The organism is Povalibacter sp., from assembly GCF_036735925.1.
GTDB lineage: Bacteria > Pseudomonadota > Gammaproteobacteria > Steroidobacterales > Steroidobacteraceae > Steroidobacter.
The window spans coordinates 1-14799 of the sequence record NZ_DAINNK010000084.1 but is presented as its reverse complement, the minus strand read 5'-3'; the positions used below and the strand labels follow the sequence as shown (position 1 = coordinate 14799).

Sequence of the window (14799 nt, the reverse complement as noted above, 5' to 3'; positions counted from 1 at the left end):
CCGCCGCAGGATGCCGCCGCCGATCACGACCAGCACGAACAGCATCGGCAGCAGCGAGCCGATGCCCTCCACCGACGGCTGCTCGTGCCGTGCCGGTTCGGGCAGCGGTTCACCTTCGATCAGTGCGACCAGGCGCGCGACACCCTGGCTGATGCCGCCGTAGTAATCGTCCTGGCGGAAGCGCGGCACGATCACCTGCTGCACGATGCGATTGGCGATCACATCGGGAATCGCGCCTTCGAGTCCGTAGCCGACCTCGATGCGCACTGCGCGATCGTCCTTCGCCACCAGCAGCAGCACGCCGTCGTCGATGTCCTTGCGCCCCAGCTTCCAGCTCTCGACGACGCGAATGGAGTACTGCTCGATCGCCTCGGGCTGCGTCGTCGGCAGGATCAGCACCGTGATCTGGCTGCCTTTGCGCTGGTAAAGATCGCGGATGGTCTGTTCGAGCGAGGCGATCTGCGGCGGCGTGAGCGTGCCGGTCTGGTCCATCACCGGCGCGGTGAGCGTCGGGACGGGAATCTGGGCGAAGGATGCCGGCGCAAGGAAAAACAGCAGCGATAGCAGTGCGGCAAAGAGGCCCCCACCCCAACCCTCTGCTGCACATGGATGTGCGAATGCCGCGCGCGCAGGGATGCGCAGGAGCGGCCCCGCGCTACGCGCAGGGGAGGGAGAAGAAGAGATCCCTCCCCCCGTTCGACGGGGGGAGGCCAGGAGGGGGGCGGCTTGGCGCATCGACGGTCCGGATCAGCCCGTCGATTCGATGCGCGGCGGCGTGGTCGCCGGCGGCGTTCCGAAATCCACGCTCGGCGGTCGCGAAATCTCCGCCTCGTTCTCCACCGAGAAGTTCGGTTTCACTTTGTGCCCGAACATTTTTGCAGTGAGGTTGGTCGGGAAGGAACGAACCGTCGTGTTGTATGCCTGCACGGTATCGATGTAGCGCTTGCGTGCGACGGCGATGCGATTTTCCGTGCCTTCGAGCTGCGCCCGCAGATCGTCGAAGCCGGAAATCGACTTGAGATCGGGATAGCGCTCGACCACGACCATCAGTCGCGATAGCGCCGAACTCAGTTCGCCCTGCGCGGCCTGCCACTTCTGGAACGCGGCCGGGTCGTTGATCAGCTCCGGCGTCGCCTGGATGGACGTCGCCTTGGCGCGCGCATTCACGACGCTGTCGAGAATGTCCTTCTCGGACTGCACGGCGCCTTTCACGGTATTCACCAGGTTCGGCACCAGATCGGCGCGGCGCTGGTACTGATTCAGCACTTCGGACCAGGCCGATTTCACCTGCTCGTCCTGCGACTGCAGCGTGTTGTAGCCGCAACCGGTGGACAACGCAGCGAGCACGAGCAGGAAGACGACGCGGATGGCTTGCATGGGAGTTCCTTGTGGGCGCCAGCGGCGAACGTCGCTGATATAGGGGAACGAACTACCGGAGACAAGACGCAGTTCCCGCGCTGCCGGCAACCCGCGGCCGGAAGCCGGCGAATGCCCGTCTGCTTCTTTTGTAGGTCAGGCTTCAGCCTGACTCCTCAGAGGCCGGCTGAAGCCGGCCCCACAGAAGAAAAGATCAGTGCCGGCCGACCCGCAGATGCAGCGGCCACACGACGCTGCGCATCGTCCCCGGTTGCCAGACCGCTTCCAGCCGGCGCCGCAACGCCGGCAACGGATCGCTCTGCCCTGCCTTGACGTAGCGCTGCACGGCCGACCAAGTGCTGAGGTAGCCCATCAGCGCATCCAGATCCCATTGCAGTTCGAGCTGCAGCGACGGTGCCGCGAGTTCCTCGAACTCGAACGGCAGGGTTCGATACGCGCTCGCCACGTAGCGACGCTCGGGCGGCCAGTACTCGCCGACCACGCCGTCATACGAAATGCCGTGCGAGCCCGATGGCCGCCTGGCCGCAGTCGAGTGCGCAGTCGTGAGTCGTCGAGAGCGACGCGAGGAATTCGTACAGCGCCGGCGGATAGTCAGGGCGGTACTTCGCGTACAGCGCGGCGTGACCGGAGAAGTGATCTTTGAAGGACATGCGAAGCATCACGCGCTCGGGAGCTCGAGCGCGAATCTACGCTTTCCAGCGGTTTCCCGCGGGCAAAAAAAACCCCAAGCTTGCGGCTCGGGGCAGAGAAGCGGACCTTCTGAAGGGAAGAAGCCCGCTAGGGGATTCGCAGGAAAACCATCAACTCACACGCAACACGATCGACAGAGCACATCGACAGAAATCAGTGCAGTCGCGACCACTGCAGGACCTTGATGTCGCGCGACTCGCATTCGAAATTGCGCGCCAGCACCGCCGCCGCTTCCTTCAGGTCGCCGCGCCGCATGCTGCGGCTGACTTCGACCACGCCGCGGAACTCGCTCAGTCCCTTCGGCTTGGTTTCCTGGAGCAGGAAGTGCGTGTAGTACTTGACGGCCATGGGGGCCAGACTAGAGAGCGCCCCCTGTACGTACCGTGAAGGAATGCACAATTTGTCCGGGGTGCCGCGTTATCAGGCGATGCCTTAGCAGCAATTAGCAAACAGGATCACATGAGTCGTTATCGTCCGCCGGCACCGAAGGGCTCCAAGTTCATTACGCCCGAAGGGGCAGACCGTCTGAAGCAGGAACTGGATCATCTGTGGCGCGTGCTGCGGCCGCAGGTCACGCAGGCCGTCTCCGAAGCCGCGGCGCAGGGTGATCGCTCCGAGAACGCCGAATACATTTACGGCAAACGCCAGCTGCGCGAGATCGACCGCCGCGTCCGCTTTTTGCGACAGCGCCTCGACGGCATGACCGTCGTCGACCAGCCGCCGAAAGACCGCAACCGCGTGTTCTTCGGCGCCTGGGTCACGCTCGAGGACGACGACGGCGAACAGACCGAATACCGCATCGTCGGCCCCGACGAATTCGACGTCGCGAAACGCTACCTGAGCATGGACTCACCGCTCGGCAAGGCACTCATGCGCAAAGCGCTCGACGATGAAGTGCGCGTGGAAGTGCCGGGCGGGGTGAAGACGTACGTGATCGTCTCGGTACGTTATGAGGAGTGAGACGGGATTTCACACAGAGATCACAGAGAACACAGAGTTCGGAACAAGAGGATTTTCCACGGGGGACACGGGGAACGCGGGGTTTCGGAGCAGAGATCTTTCTTGTCCCCGTGCTCCCCGTGTCCCCCGTGGAAATTTTCTTCTCTTCGCCTTGAACTCTGTGCTCTCTGTGATCTCTGTGATCTCTGTGTGAAATCCGAATCCGCCCTCACAGCCCGAAGAGCGAAAAGAGTTTGCGCACCGAGCTGCCGGCCTTGTCGAGATCGCGGCGGCGACGCTCGTGCATGCGCTGCTGCAGTCCCTCGCGTTTTTCCTTGAGCCACTCATCGCGCTGCGCATCCTGATCCATACCGGGACGACGGCGCGCGAGCTGGGCCGCGCGCAGCTTGCAGAATTCCCGATACGCCGCGAGATCGTGTTCGAGATCGCGGCTGACGAGTTCGACCAGGATGGCGTGATCGAGAAAGCCGGCACGCGCGGCTGACTCCGTCCCGCCGAAACAGGCGAGCGCATTGATCAGGCGCTGGCTGTCTTCGGCGCTGAGCGGCCAGTCGGGATCGACGGCCATGTCGATCATGCCGGCCAGCCGGGAAAATCGTTCCCGGACGAACTCCGCCTGCTGCGCACGCTGCGATTCTTCCAGCACCTGCCGCGCCGCCGCGACGATCTCCTGCGCGGAACGCTGGCGCACGGACGCCTGCGTCTGCTGCGCCACTTCTTCGTAGTGACGCAGATCGTCGTCGCGGAGATTGAAGCTGATGCGAAGGGGCATGGGGGCGGGCTACAGGCTACAGGCGACTGGCTACAGTCAGAATAGAAGCCCGGGAATCAAGTGCACAGCGCCGCGAGTCCCAGTTTCAGCATCGGAACTCGCGGCAACCGTTCTTCCTCGAACCGTCGCCTGTAGCCTGTCGCCCGTCAAAGCGCGAACGCGCTCTTACACGATCACATTCCTGAACTGCCACGGATCCGACGAGTCGATGTCCTCCTTGAACAGCGATTCGCGACCGGTGAGCGGCGTCCAGTCGCTGTAGGCGCCGACGACGGGGCCGAGATACGGCATGCAGATTTCCAGGTTGCGACGGAAATCGATTTCGTCCGGTTCGACGATGCCGCGTTCCGGGTTTTCCATCGCCCAGATCACGCCGGACAGCACGGCCACGCACACCTGCAGGCTGGTGGCGCTGTTGTACGGCGCGAGCTTGCGCGCTTCTTCGATCGACAGCTGCGAGCCATACCAGTACGCATTCTTCCTGTGGCCCGCGAGCAGCACGCCGAGTTCGTCGATGCCTTCGGTGATTTCCTTGTTGAGGATGCGCTTGCGTTCCTGCTGCTGCCAGCCGCGGCCGGCGAATTCGTTCACCGACAGCACCGCGTCATTGCAGGGGTGATAGGAGTAGTGCGCGGTCGGACGCGACACCACCTTGCCGCCCTCGCGATGCGAAAGGAAATCCGGAATGGAAATCGACTCGCCGTGCGTGATCAGGAAACCGTGGAACGGACCGGCCTTCGGCGTCCAGGTGCGCACACGCGTGCCGGCGCCCGGCTGCAGCATGTAGATCGCGCACTGCGGACCGAAATCGAATTCCTGACCGCGCGGCGGCAGTGCCTTCTCATGCGTGCCCCAGCCGAGTTCGGCCGGCTGGCAGCCTTCGCTGATGAAGCCGTCCACCGACCAGGTGTTGACGAATTCGCCGGGCTTCTTCGGCACGTTCGACACCTGCGTATCGCGCTCGGCGATGTGGATCACCTTGATGCCGAGTTGGTGCGACAGCGCCGCCCAGTCCTCACGCGACTGCGGATTGCCGGCATTCACGCCCGTGTCGTTCGCGATGTTGAGCAGTGCCTGCTTCACGAAATGCGAGACGAGGCCCGGGTTGGCGCCGTGCGTGATCACCGCCGTGGGACCCTTCTTTCCGCCCTGCCGCAGCGCCAGCGCCGATTCGCGCAGCGCGTAGTTGGTGCGGCGGGCCGGCGGCACGCCCGGGTCGGTGTAGGCGCCGGGCCCCCGCTCGATGCAGGTGTCGAGATAGAGCGCGCCTTTCTCGTGCGCGAGCTGGATCAGCGCGACGCTCGACACGTCGACCGACAGATTCAGCAGGAAATCGCCGCGCGACAGCAGCGGCTCGAGCACCTGACGATAGTTCTCGCGCGTCAGCGGCTGCTTGATGAACTTGATCCCGTAGTCGCTGGCTTCGGCATGTCCCGCGTCGTCCGCCGTCACGATCGTGATGCGGTCCGGCGAGATGCCGATGTGTCGCAAGATCAGCGGCAACACTCCCTGACCGATACTGCCGAATCCAATGCAAACGATCCGGCCGGGAAACACGACATGAACGGGGTGATCAGACATGACGGACACTCGACTGCTCGAAAAAAGACGCGGCGAGTGTACTGATTTTTCTTCGTGCGGCGAACCCCGGGACGAAGAGCGGAGATTTCACACAGAGATCACGGAGAACACAGAGGCCGGAAGAAATCAGTTCTTGCTGTGGGGCCGGCTTCAGCCGGCCTTTGGACTTGAAGAGGCCGGCTGAAGCCGGCCCCACAGAAGAAACTCCTCTTCAACTCTCCCGCGGCTCGCGCCAGTGCGGCGGATACGTGCGCTCGTAGCCGGGCAGCGCTTCGACGCGCTGGATCCAGGCGGCGATGGCGGGATAGTTGCCATCCAGCGGCAGCAGCCGGCCGCGCAGTTCGCTGGCTTCGCGGCGCTCCAGCGCGCGCAGCAGCATCTGGATGCCGGGAAAGATCACGACATCGGCGGCGGAGAAATGCTCGCCGACCAGCCACGACGAGGTGCTCAGGCGCGTGTTGATGGTGCGCGCCTCGGCCGCGAGCAGGTGCATGGCGCGCGTGACGTCGTCGGAGTGATTGCCGTCGGCGGCCTGGAAGAGAATCGAGTACATCACTTTCTTGATGTGCTCTTCGACGTACGCCTGATATTCGCTGATGACGCGCACGATCGTGCCCGCTTCCTCCGGCGTGCGGCCGAGCAGCGGCACCTCGGGATACTTGCGTTCGAGGTAGTAGAGGATCGCCATCGACTCGAAGCACACGTAATCGCCATCGCGCAGCACCGGCACGCGGCCGCGCGGATTCATCTTCAGCATCTGCGGCGACTTGTGCTCCTGCTTCGCGAACTGCACCAGGTGCGACACGTAGGGAAGCTGCTTGTATTCGAGCGCCAGCAGGGCCCGCCATGAATACGGGCTGCCGCTGCCCCACCAGAGTTCGAGTGCCATTGGGCTGCCAGTGATGAAAGTGACGAAGGTGACGATAGTGACGCGGGCCGGAGTATATTTCTACCTGCGCACTGTCATGGCCGTCACACGCCCGTGACTTCGTGACCTTCGTCACCCTCGTCACTCTCTCATGTACTCCACCCTCATTGCCGCCGCCGATCTCGCCGCCCATCTCGACGATCCTGCATGGCTGATCGTCGACTGTCGCTTCGATCTGGCACGTCCCTCGGCCGGCGAAACGGCCTATGCGGCAAGCCACATCCCGGGAGCCGTGTACGCGCACCTCGATCGCGACCTGGCCGCGCCCATCACGCCAGCGAGCGGGCGTCATCCGCTGCCGGCGCCGGAAGCATTCGCGCGCACGCTGGGACGCTGGGGTCTCGCGCGCGAAACGCAGGTCGTCGCGTACGACGCCGATACGGGCGCGTATGCCGCGCGGCTCTGGTGGCTGTTGCGCTGGGCGGGACATCGCAAGGTCGCCGTACTCGACGGCGGACTCAAGGCGTGGACGAGTGCAGGACTGCCGGTGACGAAGGAGGTTCGTGCGCGCGCATCCACGCAGTACACCGTGACTGCGGAGCGCGATCGGTGGCTGGACGCATCGCAGGTCGACGCCAGCGTACGCAGCGGTCGATGGCGCCTGCTCGATGCGCGCGCGGCCGAGCGCTTCGCGGGCGAAGTCGAGCCGATCGATCCCGTCGCGGGCCATGTGCCGGGCGCCGTGAATCATCCGTTCGCGCTCAACCTGGGCGGCGATGGACGTTTTCTCTCGCCCGCGGAGCTGCGGGCGCGTTTTGAAACGTCACAGGCGGGCATCGACGACGCACACACGATCGCGATGTGCGGCTCGGGCGTGACCGCGTGCCATCTGCTGCTGGGCCTGGAAATCGCGGGCAAGCCGGGCGCGAAACTGTATGCAGGATCGTGGAGCGAGTGGATCCGCGATCCGTCGCGCGCGGTCGCGAAGGGACGCTGACCGCACCGGGATGCGGGGCTCTCTTCCGCGCCCATGCACAGCCCCGCCAAACCGTCCGCGCAGAACTCCCACTGGAAGATCGAGGACTCGCTCGATCTGTACCAGGTGCCCGCCTGGGGCAAGCATTACTTCGGGATCAACGCGGCCGGAAACGTGGTCGTGCGCCCCGACACCCAGCATGAGATCGATCTGCACGAAGTCGTCGAGGGGCTGAAGGCGCGCGATCTCACCGCACCGGTCGTCGTGCGTTTTTCCGACATCCTGCATCACCGCCTGCAGCGGCTGCATGGCGCCTTCGCACAGGCGATTGCCGAGAACGACTACAAGAACCGCTACTGCGCCGTGTTTCCGATCAAGGTGAACCAGCAGCGGCTGGTCGTCGAAGAGGTCTATCGCTACGGCAAGGAATTCAGCTTCGGCCTCGAAGCCGGCTCAAAACCCGAACTGCTCGCCGTGATGGCGCTGACCGAGGACGCACCGGAACGCATGATCGTCTGCAACGGCTTCAAGGACGACAGCTACATCGAGGCCGTGATCCTCGCGACCAAGCTCGGCCGCACCATCATTCCGGTGGTCGAGAATTTCGAGGAACTGGCGCTGATCCTGAAGCACTCGCAGAAATACCAGGTGCGGCCGCGCATCGGCGTGCGCGTGAAACTGGCGAGCGAAGGCGCGGGCCGCTGGCGCGATTCGGCCGGCGAGAAATCCAAGTTCGGCCTGTTCGTCACGGAAATCCTCGAACTGGTGCGCACGCTGCGCGAGCACGACATGCTCGATTGCCTGGAACTCGTGCACTGTCATCCAGGCAGCCAGCTGCAGGACATCCGTCGCGTGAAGGACGCCATCAACGAACTCGCGCACGTCTACGCCGAACTGAAGCTCATGGGCGCCGGCCTCAGGTACATCGACGTGGGCGGCGGCCTCGGCGTCGACTACGACGGCAGCGGCACGAACTACGAATCGTCGATGAACTACACCATGAACGAATACGCCAGCGACGTGGTGTACCGCATCGCCAGCGTGTGCAATGCGCGCGGCATCGATCATCCCGTCATCGTCAGCGAATCGGGCCGCGCCACCGCCGCGCATCACAGCGTGCTGATCTTCAATGTGCTCGGCTCATCGGCACTCGACCAGTTCCGCGTCACCGGCAAGGTCGAGGAGGACTACACCGGCGAGGACGAACTGCCGCAGCCCGTCGCCGATCTGTTCGTCGCGCATCGCAGCGTCTCGGAACGGCGCCTGGTCGAGTGTTATCACGACGCCGTACAGGCCCGCGAACAGGTGCTGCAGATGTTCAACCTCGGCCTGCTGAGCCTGGAATTCCGCGGCCTCGCCGAACGGCTCTACTGGGCCACCTGCGCGCGCATCCGCGATTTCTGCCGCAAGCTCGATCGCGTGCCGGAGGAACTCGAAGGACTCGAACTGATTCTTTCCGACACCTACTTCTGCAACTTCTCCGTGTTCCAGTCGCTGCCGGACAGCTGGGCCATCGGCCAGCTTTTCCCGATCATGCCGATCCACCGGCTCGACGAGAAACCGACCCGCAACGCCGTGCTCGCCGACATCACCTGCGACTCGGACGGCAAGATCGACCGCTTCGTCAGTCCGCGCGACGTAAAGCGCACGCTGGAACTGCACGAGATCCGCGCCGGCGAGGAGTACTACCTCGCGGCCTTCCTGGTCGGCGCGTATCAGGAAACCCTCGGCGACCTGCACAATCTCTTCGGCGACACGCACGTCGTGCACATCCGCCTGCACGACGAAGGCGGATGGTGGATCGAGGAGATCGTCAAGGGCGACACGGCCGGCAAGGTGCTGAGCTACATGCAGTACGACGTCGATCGCCTCTACCCGCAGTTCACCCGCGACTGCGAACGCGCCGTGCGCGAAGGTCGCATGACGCTGGCGGAAAGCCAGGCGCTGCGGCGGTTCTACGAGTGGGAGCTGAACGGATATACGTACCTGGAATAGGCCGCTGGCGACTGTCATCCCCGCTTCACCCTTCCGTCACATTCACTTCACCCGCGACTTTCATGATGCTCTCCGTCATCGAGGAGCAATCATGGATCCACTGACCAATCTCTACGATCGCCTGCGCGAACAGACCGGCGCCGGCGGCAGCTGGCCGGAGGAACCGCCGCTGCTGCAGGACTGGCTGCGCTTCTGGAACGACGAAGACACCGACCTCGGCAACCTGCGCAATTTCGAGCACTGGATTTCGCGCGCCCGCTGCCAGCGCGGCATGGCGGGCTGACGGACGCCTTCCTCCCTCCCCCTGTGGGGCCGGCTTCAGCCGGCCTCTGAAGATGTCAGGCTGAAGCCTGACCTACAAGCAGAGGCCGGCCCCACAGAAACCCCCGGATTTCCCCGGAAATCCCCTGTCCTCCACCGTTGCATCGTCAAAAGTGCTGACGTAGTATCGGCCGCGGTCAGCAGAACAACGCATCCAACTGAAGCATTTCAGGCGACCACCTCTCTATCGATCCCACCGGCACGATTTGCGATCAGTTCAGTGCGAACGACCAAGGTGCAGCCAGTTCCTCCAGCGAGCGTTCCCGCAGGAAGCGCCGCGGTCGGGCGGCTGCTGTTTCTGAAGCGAACCGAGTGACAATCGATGACGACGATCTACGTTGGCAATCTTCCCTTCAGCGCCACTGAGGCCGAGGTGCGCAAGCTGTTCGAACAGTATGGCGCCGTGCAATCCGTGAAACTGGTGAACGATCGCGAGACCGGCCGCCCCCGCGGTTTCGGCTTCGTCGACATGTCGCCGTCCGATGCGCAGAAGGCGATCGAACACACGAACGGCATGGACATGGGCGGGCGTCCGCTGCGAGTCAACGAGGCGCGCGAGCGCGAAGCACGCCCGCCGCGCCAGAACGCCCGCTGGTAGTCCCTTTCCGATCCGGGGAATCCTCCGGACTTCGCCGAGCCGAGATCGCGATGCGCAGAACCGCGCATCGCGATCTTTCCTGTGCATCCTTCACTGGTAGCCGCACTGCGGTATTTCCTCTATCTTCCGCTGCGCCGAGTCATTGGAAGGGCGGAAAAAAATGTCGGATACCGGGACGCACCGCGCGAATCGCGCCGTCGGCGGCACAGCGCTGGTCGCGTGCCTGCTGAGCGTCGCCGCGTTCTCGTTCCTCGGTTCACCGGCGGCTTACGCTGCCGATGCTGCGACCGCCGAACTGAAGCCAAAGGGCCGCCTGCGCCTGCTCGGCACCGAAGTGGCGCCCGGCACCCGCAAGCGCCTCACCTGGACCAGTGGCACTGCCATCGAAGGTTTCGTCGTCCCGGTGCCGGTCCTGGTCCTGAACGGCAAAGGGCCGGGCCCCGTGCTGTGCCTCACCGCCGCCATTCACGGCGATGAACTCAATGGCATCGAGGTGGCCCGGCGCGTGCTCGACGACATCGACGTCGAGGAACTGAATGGCGCCGTCATCGGCGTCCCCATCGTCAACATCCAGGGCTTCTATCGCGGCACCCGCTACCTGCCCGACCGTCGCGACCTCAATCGTTATTTCCCCGGCAATGCCAAGGGCAGCTCGGCGACGCGCATGGCGCATTCGCTGTTCACCGAGGTCATCCGGCACTGTTCGGCACTGATCGATCTGCACACGGGTTCGCTGAATCGCACCAACCTGCCGCAGGTCCGCGCCGATCTGCGCTCGCCGCAGGTCACGCGCATGACCCGCGCCTTCGGTGCAACCGTCGTACTGCAGAGCGCCGGCGACAAGGGCTCGCTGCGCCGTGCCGCCAACGATGCAGGCATTCCGTCGGTGACGTTCGAAATGGGCGAGCCGATGCGCGTGCAGCCCGAACAGGTCGAACACGGCGCCAAGGCCATCGAAACGCTCATGTATGCGCTCGGCATGACCAAGCAGCGGCGCTACTGGGGCGATCCCGAGCCGGTGTACTACGCCTCGAAATGGGTACGGGTCGACAACGGCGGCATTCTTTTTTCGGACGTGGCGCTCGGCGAGCGCGTGAGCGAAGGCGAACTGCTCGGCGTCGTCACCGATCCGCTGTCCAACGAGCAGTACCGGATCTATGCGCCGATCAGCGGGCGCGTGCTCGGCATGGCATTGAACCAGGTGGTGCTACCAGGATTCGCGGCGTACCGCATCGGCATCGAGACCACCAAGAACAATGCGTCGAAGGACAGCGACGAAGGCGGCGAGGAAGGACCGGACGCCGTCGAGGACGAGGACGGTTCTGAAGACGCGCCGCCGCGCGGCTGAATCGATATCGTAAACAACGGGCAGCGACTATGGACGAACAACTCAATTTCAGCGGCATCCTGATGCGCGCGCTGTTTGCGCTCGTGCTGGTGATGCTGACCTTCAATCCGAGCGGCCATTCCTACGTCCACATGCTGATGAAGGACTTTCCGCAGGTGACGCCCGTCGAGGTGGTCTGCGGCATCGTGCTGCTGATCGCGTGGATCGTGTTCCTCGGCGCCACGCTGAAGTCGATCGGCCTGTTCGGCATGATCCTCGGCTTCGCCCTGTTCGCCGCACTCATCTGGATGATCGTTTCGTGGGGATGGGTCACGCTCTCCGACACGCACGTGCTGACGTGGATCGGACTCGTCATCCTGGCGTTGATCCTCGCCGTCGGCATGTCGTGGTCGCATCTGTACCGGCGCTGGACCGGACAGGCGACGGTCGATGAAGTGGACGAGAAGAGATAACGCGCCATGCCCGTCCTGTCCCTGCGCAATGTCTTTCGCGGTCGCGTCATCGAAGTCAACGTCGAACGCGTCGAGCTTCCCAACAAGGCGGTTGCGGATCTCGAAATCATTCATCACCCGGGCGGCGCGGCCATCGTGGCGATCAACGAACGGCGCGAGATCTGCCTGCTGCGTCAGTTCCGTCATGCTGCCGCTGGCTGGCTGTGGGAACTGCCGGCGGGCAAGATCGACCATCGCGAACCGCCGCTGCAGACCGCGCAGCGCGAGCTCGAAGAAGAAGCCGGCGTCACGGCCGCATCGTGGCAGAGCCTCGGCGACATGGTGAGTTCACCCGGCGTATTCACGGAAGTGATCCATCTCTATCTCGCGACCGGACTGCAGATGGCCGCGGCGAAACCGGAGGAACACGAAGTGCTGGAAGTGCACTGGAAGCCGCTCGACGAAGCAGTGCAGATGGCGTGCGACGGCGAACTGCGCGATGCCAAATCCCTTGTAGGCATTTTTCGCGCAGCAGCACAGCTCCGTTAAGTCAAACCCCTAGATTCACGGGGCCGGCAGCCACATCCGCACGCACGACCCGTGACGCTGCACACAATGTGTGCACAGCCGATTCCGTAAGATGTCGACAGTGATTCCGCTCACGGAATTGCATCGATGATCCCGCCTTGAAAGACGAACTGAAAAAACTCGGACTGCGCATCCGCCACCGCAAGGTCGGCGGCGATGCGGCGCCGGACAAGCCCGGCAAGATCGGCTTCGACGAACTCGGCAATGCGAAGTATGAGTGGCAGGACGACAAGCTCAACGAGGACAGCGAAAGCGGCGAGCGTGCGCGGCGCAAGGCACTGTCCCATGCCGGGCTGTCGATCGTGGACGACGAACCGCCCGCCAATGCCCCGATCCGCCAGAATCCGAAAGGATTGCGCATCGGCTACGACCCGTATCAGAGCGGCATGCTGACCAAGAAGGAATGGAAGCCCAAGCGCGACCTGCGCGAACTCTCGAAGTGGATCGAGATGAAAAAGAAGCTCGACCAGAATCCGCCGGACGACGAGAAGTAGGCGAGCTACCGGCTCACCAGCCGCAACTTCTCCTGGTGGCTGCAGCGAAAGAAGCGCCGCAACTCCAGTATCCACGCCTCGGGCCGCGAATGCCGCGGCCGCATGAATTTCTCCTCGAGTCCGCGACAGAAGCGCGCCGCGCTGCGGTTCGCTTCCTCATAACGACGGCGATGTTCCTCGCTCAGGCCCGGCAGAAAACGTACGCCGTGAAACAGGCGTCGATGCAATGACAGCGGGAATCGTCCCTCGCCCTGCTGCGTGAGCAGCTTCACCGCGCCGGCGTATTTGTCGACGTCGGCCTGCAGTTCGAGTTCGAGCAGCGACACGTCGCGCGCCCGACCCAGACTCCACATCAGATAGTGAAAGTGGCTGACGCCTTCGAGCGCCGTGCAGTAGTCGGCGAGATTGCCGTCATCGAGATGCTGCATGGGGTCGCGTCGCTCGAGCCGTTCCAGCACCTGCTCGTCGACATAGACCCCCACCCGCACGCCGTCACGATCCTCGATCAGCGCCACCTGCTCGTCCGCTTCGCATGACTCGCCGGTCAGCTGCGTGAACCGGCGCTTGTCCACGATCACGTAGTCCTCGACATCGTGCCCGACCGGCGCGTCGTACAGACGCGCGAGCATTTCCTGCATGCGGCGGAGGATCATGGAGAAGAGGCCGCTTCTTCCTGTGGGGCCGGCTTCAGCCGGCCTTTGCACTTGAAAAGGCCGGCTGAAGCCGGCCCCACAGAAGAGTCTTCAGTGCTCATTGCGAGCCACAGCGAGCACCGGCTCGACCCCGAGGCGGCGCAGGATGTTGTAGGCGCGCGGGCTGCCGGTTTTCATCCAGATCTCGTACTGGCGCAGGATGTCGCGGTCGGTGTGCGTGTACGACATCTCGGCGACGTCGTTCAGCACGTCGACGAGGCGCTGGAACTTCTGCGCGAGTTCCATGAACACCGCGGAAAAGGCCTGGCCGCGAACCGTGTTGCGCGTGCTGTCGGCCAGCGTCGCGTAGGCCCGGCCGCCCATCGCGATGTGGTAATCGATGTCGATGAGTTTGCGCGCGAAGCTCTGTGCGAAGAATCCGGCAATGAACAGCGAGACATCGCCGAGGCGACGCAGCGCACCGTCGCGCTGCTGGGGGGAGCGGGCCTCGGAGGCCTCCGCCAGCATGTGTGCCAGCGGCTTGAGACGCACGCCTTCGGGCGTCTGTTCGTAGAGTTCGTCCGAGCGGGCGAACTGGGTGAGCACGTTCACGACATAGTGCTCGGTGTGATCGTCCACGGCGACTTTCTGCTGCCGCAGCGCGGTCTGCATCGAGTCGTGAAAGAACTCGCGCAGATTGGTGACGGCCACGAGCGACTTAGCCTGCTCTGCATCCTCCATCGCGAAACACCTCGTTCACTGACACAACCTCATGCCTCCAAGATCCGTACCAGCATCCTGACGCGACCGTCTCTCTTCTTCAGTCGGCCGATTTATTCAATCCTGAAATCGGCACAGCGGTTCCAGGGGATAAATGCCGCGGATGCAGCACAAGGTCTGTGACGGGTGTCGCGAGCGGGACTTAGCAGCACTGCGCCTGGAGTGCTAAGAGGAAGAGGTTTCACACGGAGTTCACGGAGACCACGGAGATCGGAAGAAGAAATTTCCACGGGGAAGGAAAGGGAACACGGGGTCTCGGAGCAGAAACTTTCTTTCCCCGTGCTCCCTGTGTTCCCTTTCTTCCCCCGTGGAAACTTCTTCTCTTCTCCGTGTTCTCCGTGAACTCCGTGTGAAACCTCCGGCTCCGAAAAAAGAAAACCCCGCGGCA

General features: G+C 63.7%; 19 protein-coding genes. 9 read left to right on the top strand and 10 right to left on the bottom strand.

Annotated features, from left to right (window positions below; all coding sequences use genetic code 11):
* The 5 genes from V7D81_RS19545 to V7D81_RS19525 form a co-directional block, all read right to left on the bottom strand.
* Positions 1–492: TPM domain-containing protein (locus V7D81_RS19545; RefSeq protein WP_324319417.1), on the bottom strand; the 492-nt coding region annotated here is incomplete at its 3' end.
* A gap of 255 nt (positions 493–747) precedes the next feature.
* Entirely contained in the window at positions 748–1377 is a 630-nt protein-coding gene (locus tag V7D81_RS19540; protein ID WP_324319415.1) for a LemA family protein, read from the bottom strand.
* 193 nt (positions 1378–1570) lie between these two features.
* Positions 1571–1858 carry a hypothetical protein gene (locus V7D81_RS19535; RefSeq protein ID WP_324319413.1) on the bottom strand — a complete coding sequence of 96 codons (288 nt, stop codon included), beginning with the start codon at positions 1856–1858 and terminating at the stop codon, positions 1571–1573.
* A 4-nt stretch (positions 1859–1862) separates the two neighbouring features.
* Entirely contained in the window at positions 1863–2027 is a 165-nt protein-coding gene (locus tag V7D81_RS19530) for a hypothetical protein (RefSeq protein WP_324319412.1), read from the bottom strand.
* Positions 2028–2220: 193 nt separating this feature from the next.
* Entirely contained in the window at positions 2221–2415 is a 195-nt protein-coding gene (locus V7D81_RS19525; protein ID WP_324319410.1) for a hypothetical protein, read from the bottom strand.
* A gap of 111 nt (positions 2416–2526) precedes the next feature.
* On the opposite strand from V7D81_RS19525, the gene greB reads away from it, so the two are divergent.
* Positions 2527–3027: a transcription elongation factor GreB gene (gene greB, locus V7D81_RS19520; protein WP_324319408.1), complete on the top strand. Its 501-nt coding sequence runs from the start codon at positions 2527–2529 to the stop codon at positions 3025–3027.
* A gap of 208 nt (positions 3028–3235) precedes the next feature.
* On the opposite strand, the gene V7D81_RS19515 is transcribed toward greB, so the two are convergent.
* From V7D81_RS19515 to V7D81_RS19505, 3 genes are all read right to left on the bottom strand, one after another.
* On the bottom strand, positions 3236–3799 hold the full coding sequence (locus V7D81_RS19515) for a hypothetical protein (protein WP_324319405.1): 564 nt from the start codon (positions 3797–3799) through the stop codon (positions 3236–3238).
* A gap of 165 nt (positions 3800–3964) precedes the next feature.
* On the bottom strand, positions 3965–5380 hold the full coding sequence (locus V7D81_RS19510; protein ID WP_324319403.1) for a homospermidine synthase: 1416 nt from the start codon (positions 5378–5380) through the stop codon (positions 3965–3967).
* Between the two features lie 211 nt (positions 5381–5591).
* A complete protein-coding gene (locus tag V7D81_RS19505) occupies positions 5592–6269 on the bottom strand; it encodes a glutathione S-transferase family protein (protein WP_324319401.1) in 678 nt (225 codons plus the stop codon).
* A 130-nt stretch (positions 6270–6399) separates the two neighbouring features.
* On the opposite strand from V7D81_RS19505, the gene V7D81_RS19500 reads away from it, so the two are divergent.
* From V7D81_RS19500 to V7D81_RS19465, 8 genes are all read left to right on the top strand, one after another.
* Positions 6400–7245, top strand: a complete 846-nt coding sequence (locus V7D81_RS19500; protein WP_324319400.1) for a sulfurtransferase — start codon at positions 6400–6402, stop codon at positions 7243–7245.
* 33 nt (positions 7246–7278) lie between these two features.
* Entirely contained in the window at positions 7279–9219 is a 1941-nt protein-coding gene (speA, locus tag V7D81_RS19495) for a biosynthetic arginine decarboxylase (RefSeq protein WP_324319397.1), read from the top strand.
* A gap of 91 nt (positions 9220–9310) precedes the next feature.
* Positions 9311–9502 carry a hypothetical protein gene (locus V7D81_RS19490; protein ID WP_324319395.1) on the top strand — a complete coding sequence of 64 codons (192 nt, stop codon included), beginning with the start codon at positions 9311–9313 and terminating at the stop codon, positions 9500–9502.
* A 360-nt stretch (positions 9503–9862) separates the two neighbouring features.
* The gene (locus tag V7D81_RS19485; RefSeq protein ID WP_324319393.1) at positions 9863–10138 is read left to right on the top strand and encodes an RNA recognition motif domain-containing protein; all 276 of its coding nucleotides are present in this window, start codon (positions 9863–9865) and stop codon (positions 10136–10138) included.
* Between the two features lie 160 nt (positions 10139–10298).
* Entirely contained in the window at positions 10299–11486 is a 1188-nt protein-coding gene (locus V7D81_RS19480; RefSeq protein WP_324319391.1) for a succinylglutamate desuccinylase/aspartoacylase family protein, read from the top strand.
* A gap of 29 nt (positions 11487–11515) precedes the next feature.
* Positions 11516–11938 carry a DUF6524 family protein gene (locus tag V7D81_RS19475; RefSeq protein ID WP_324319389.1) on the top strand — a complete coding sequence of 141 codons (423 nt, stop codon included), beginning with the start codon at positions 11516–11518 and terminating at the stop codon, positions 11936–11938.
* A 6-nt stretch (positions 11939–11944) separates the two neighbouring features.
* Entirely contained in the window at positions 11945–12466 is a 522-nt protein-coding gene (locus V7D81_RS19470) for an NUDIX hydrolase (protein ID WP_324319387.1), read from the top strand.
* A gap of 137 nt (positions 12467–12603) precedes the next feature.
* A complete protein-coding gene (locus V7D81_RS19465; RefSeq protein ID WP_324319385.1) occupies positions 12604–12999 on the top strand; it encodes a hypothetical protein in 396 nt (131 codons plus the stop codon).
* 5 nt (positions 13000–13004) lie between these two features.
* On the opposite strand, the gene V7D81_RS19460 is transcribed toward V7D81_RS19465, so the two are convergent.
* Positions 13005–13652, bottom strand: coding sequence for a hypothetical protein (locus V7D81_RS19460; RefSeq protein WP_324319383.1), 648 nt, complete (start codon positions 13650–13652; stop codon positions 13005–13007).
* 90 nt (positions 13653–13742) lie between these two features.
* On the bottom strand, positions 13743–14372 hold the full coding sequence (locus V7D81_RS19455; protein ID WP_324319381.1) for a hypothetical protein: 630 nt from the start codon (positions 14370–14372) through the stop codon (positions 13743–13745).
* Between the last annotated feature and the right edge of the window lie 427 nt (positions 14373–14799).

Bases quoted from the DNA above. Each gene is read 5' to 3' on its own strand.
- V7D81_RS19540 (WP_324319415.1), bottom strand. From the start codon at position 1,377: ATGCAAGCCATCCGCGTCGTCTTCCTGCTCGTGCTCGCTGCGTTGTCC.
- V7D81_RS19530 (WP_324319412.1), bottom strand. From the start codon at position 2,027: ATGTCCTTCAAAGATCACTTCTCCGGTCACGCCGCGCTGTACGCGAAG.
- V7D81_RS19525 (WP_324319410.1), bottom strand. From the start codon at position 2,415: ATGGCCGTCAAGTACTACACGCACTTCCTGCTCCAGGAAACCAAGCCG.
- greB (WP_324319408.1), top strand. From the start codon at position 2,527: ATGAGTCGTTATCGTCCGCCGGCACCGAAGGGCTCCAAGTTCATTACG.
- V7D81_RS19515 (WP_324319405.1), bottom strand. From the start codon at position 3,799: ATGCCCCTTCGCATCAGCTTCAATCTCCGCGACGACGATCTGCGTCAC.
- V7D81_RS19510 (WP_324319403.1), bottom strand. From the start codon at position 5,380: ATGTCTGATCACCCCGTTCATGTCGTGTTTCCCGGCCGGATCGTTTGC.
- V7D81_RS19505 (WP_324319401.1), bottom strand. From the start codon at position 6,269: ATGGCACTCGAACTCTGGTGGGGCAGCGGCAGCCCGTATTCATGGCGG.
- V7D81_RS19500 (WP_324319400.1), top strand. From the start codon at position 6,400: ATGTACTCCACCCTCATTGCCGCCGCCGATCTCGCCGCCCATCTCGAC.
- speA (WP_324319397.1), top strand. From the start codon at position 7,279: ATGCACAGCCCCGCCAAACCGTCCGCGCAGAACTCCCACTGGAAGATC.
- V7D81_RS19490 (WP_324319395.1), top strand. From the start codon at position 9,311: ATGGATCCACTGACCAATCTCTACGATCGCCTGCGCGAACAGACCGGC.
- V7D81_RS19485 (WP_324319393.1), top strand. From the start codon at position 9,863: ATGACGACGATCTACGTTGGCAATCTTCCCTTCAGCGCCACTGAGGCC.
- V7D81_RS19480 (WP_324319391.1), top strand. From the start codon at position 10,299: ATGTCGGATACCGGGACGCACCGCGCGAATCGCGCCGTCGGCGGCACA.
- V7D81_RS19475 (WP_324319389.1), top strand. From the start codon at position 11,516: ATGGACGAACAACTCAATTTCAGCGGCATCCTGATGCGCGCGCTGTTT.
- V7D81_RS19470 (WP_324319387.1), top strand. From the start codon at position 11,945: ATGCCCGTCCTGTCCCTGCGCAATGTCTTTCGCGGTCGCGTCATCGAA.
- V7D81_RS19460 (WP_324319383.1), bottom strand. From the start codon at position 13,652: ATGATCCTCCGCCGCATGCAGGAAATGCTCGCGCGTCTGTACGACGCG.
- V7D81_RS19455 (WP_324319381.1), bottom strand. From the start codon at position 14,372: ATGGAGGATGCAGAGCAGGCTAAGTCGCTCGTGGCCGTCACCAATCTG.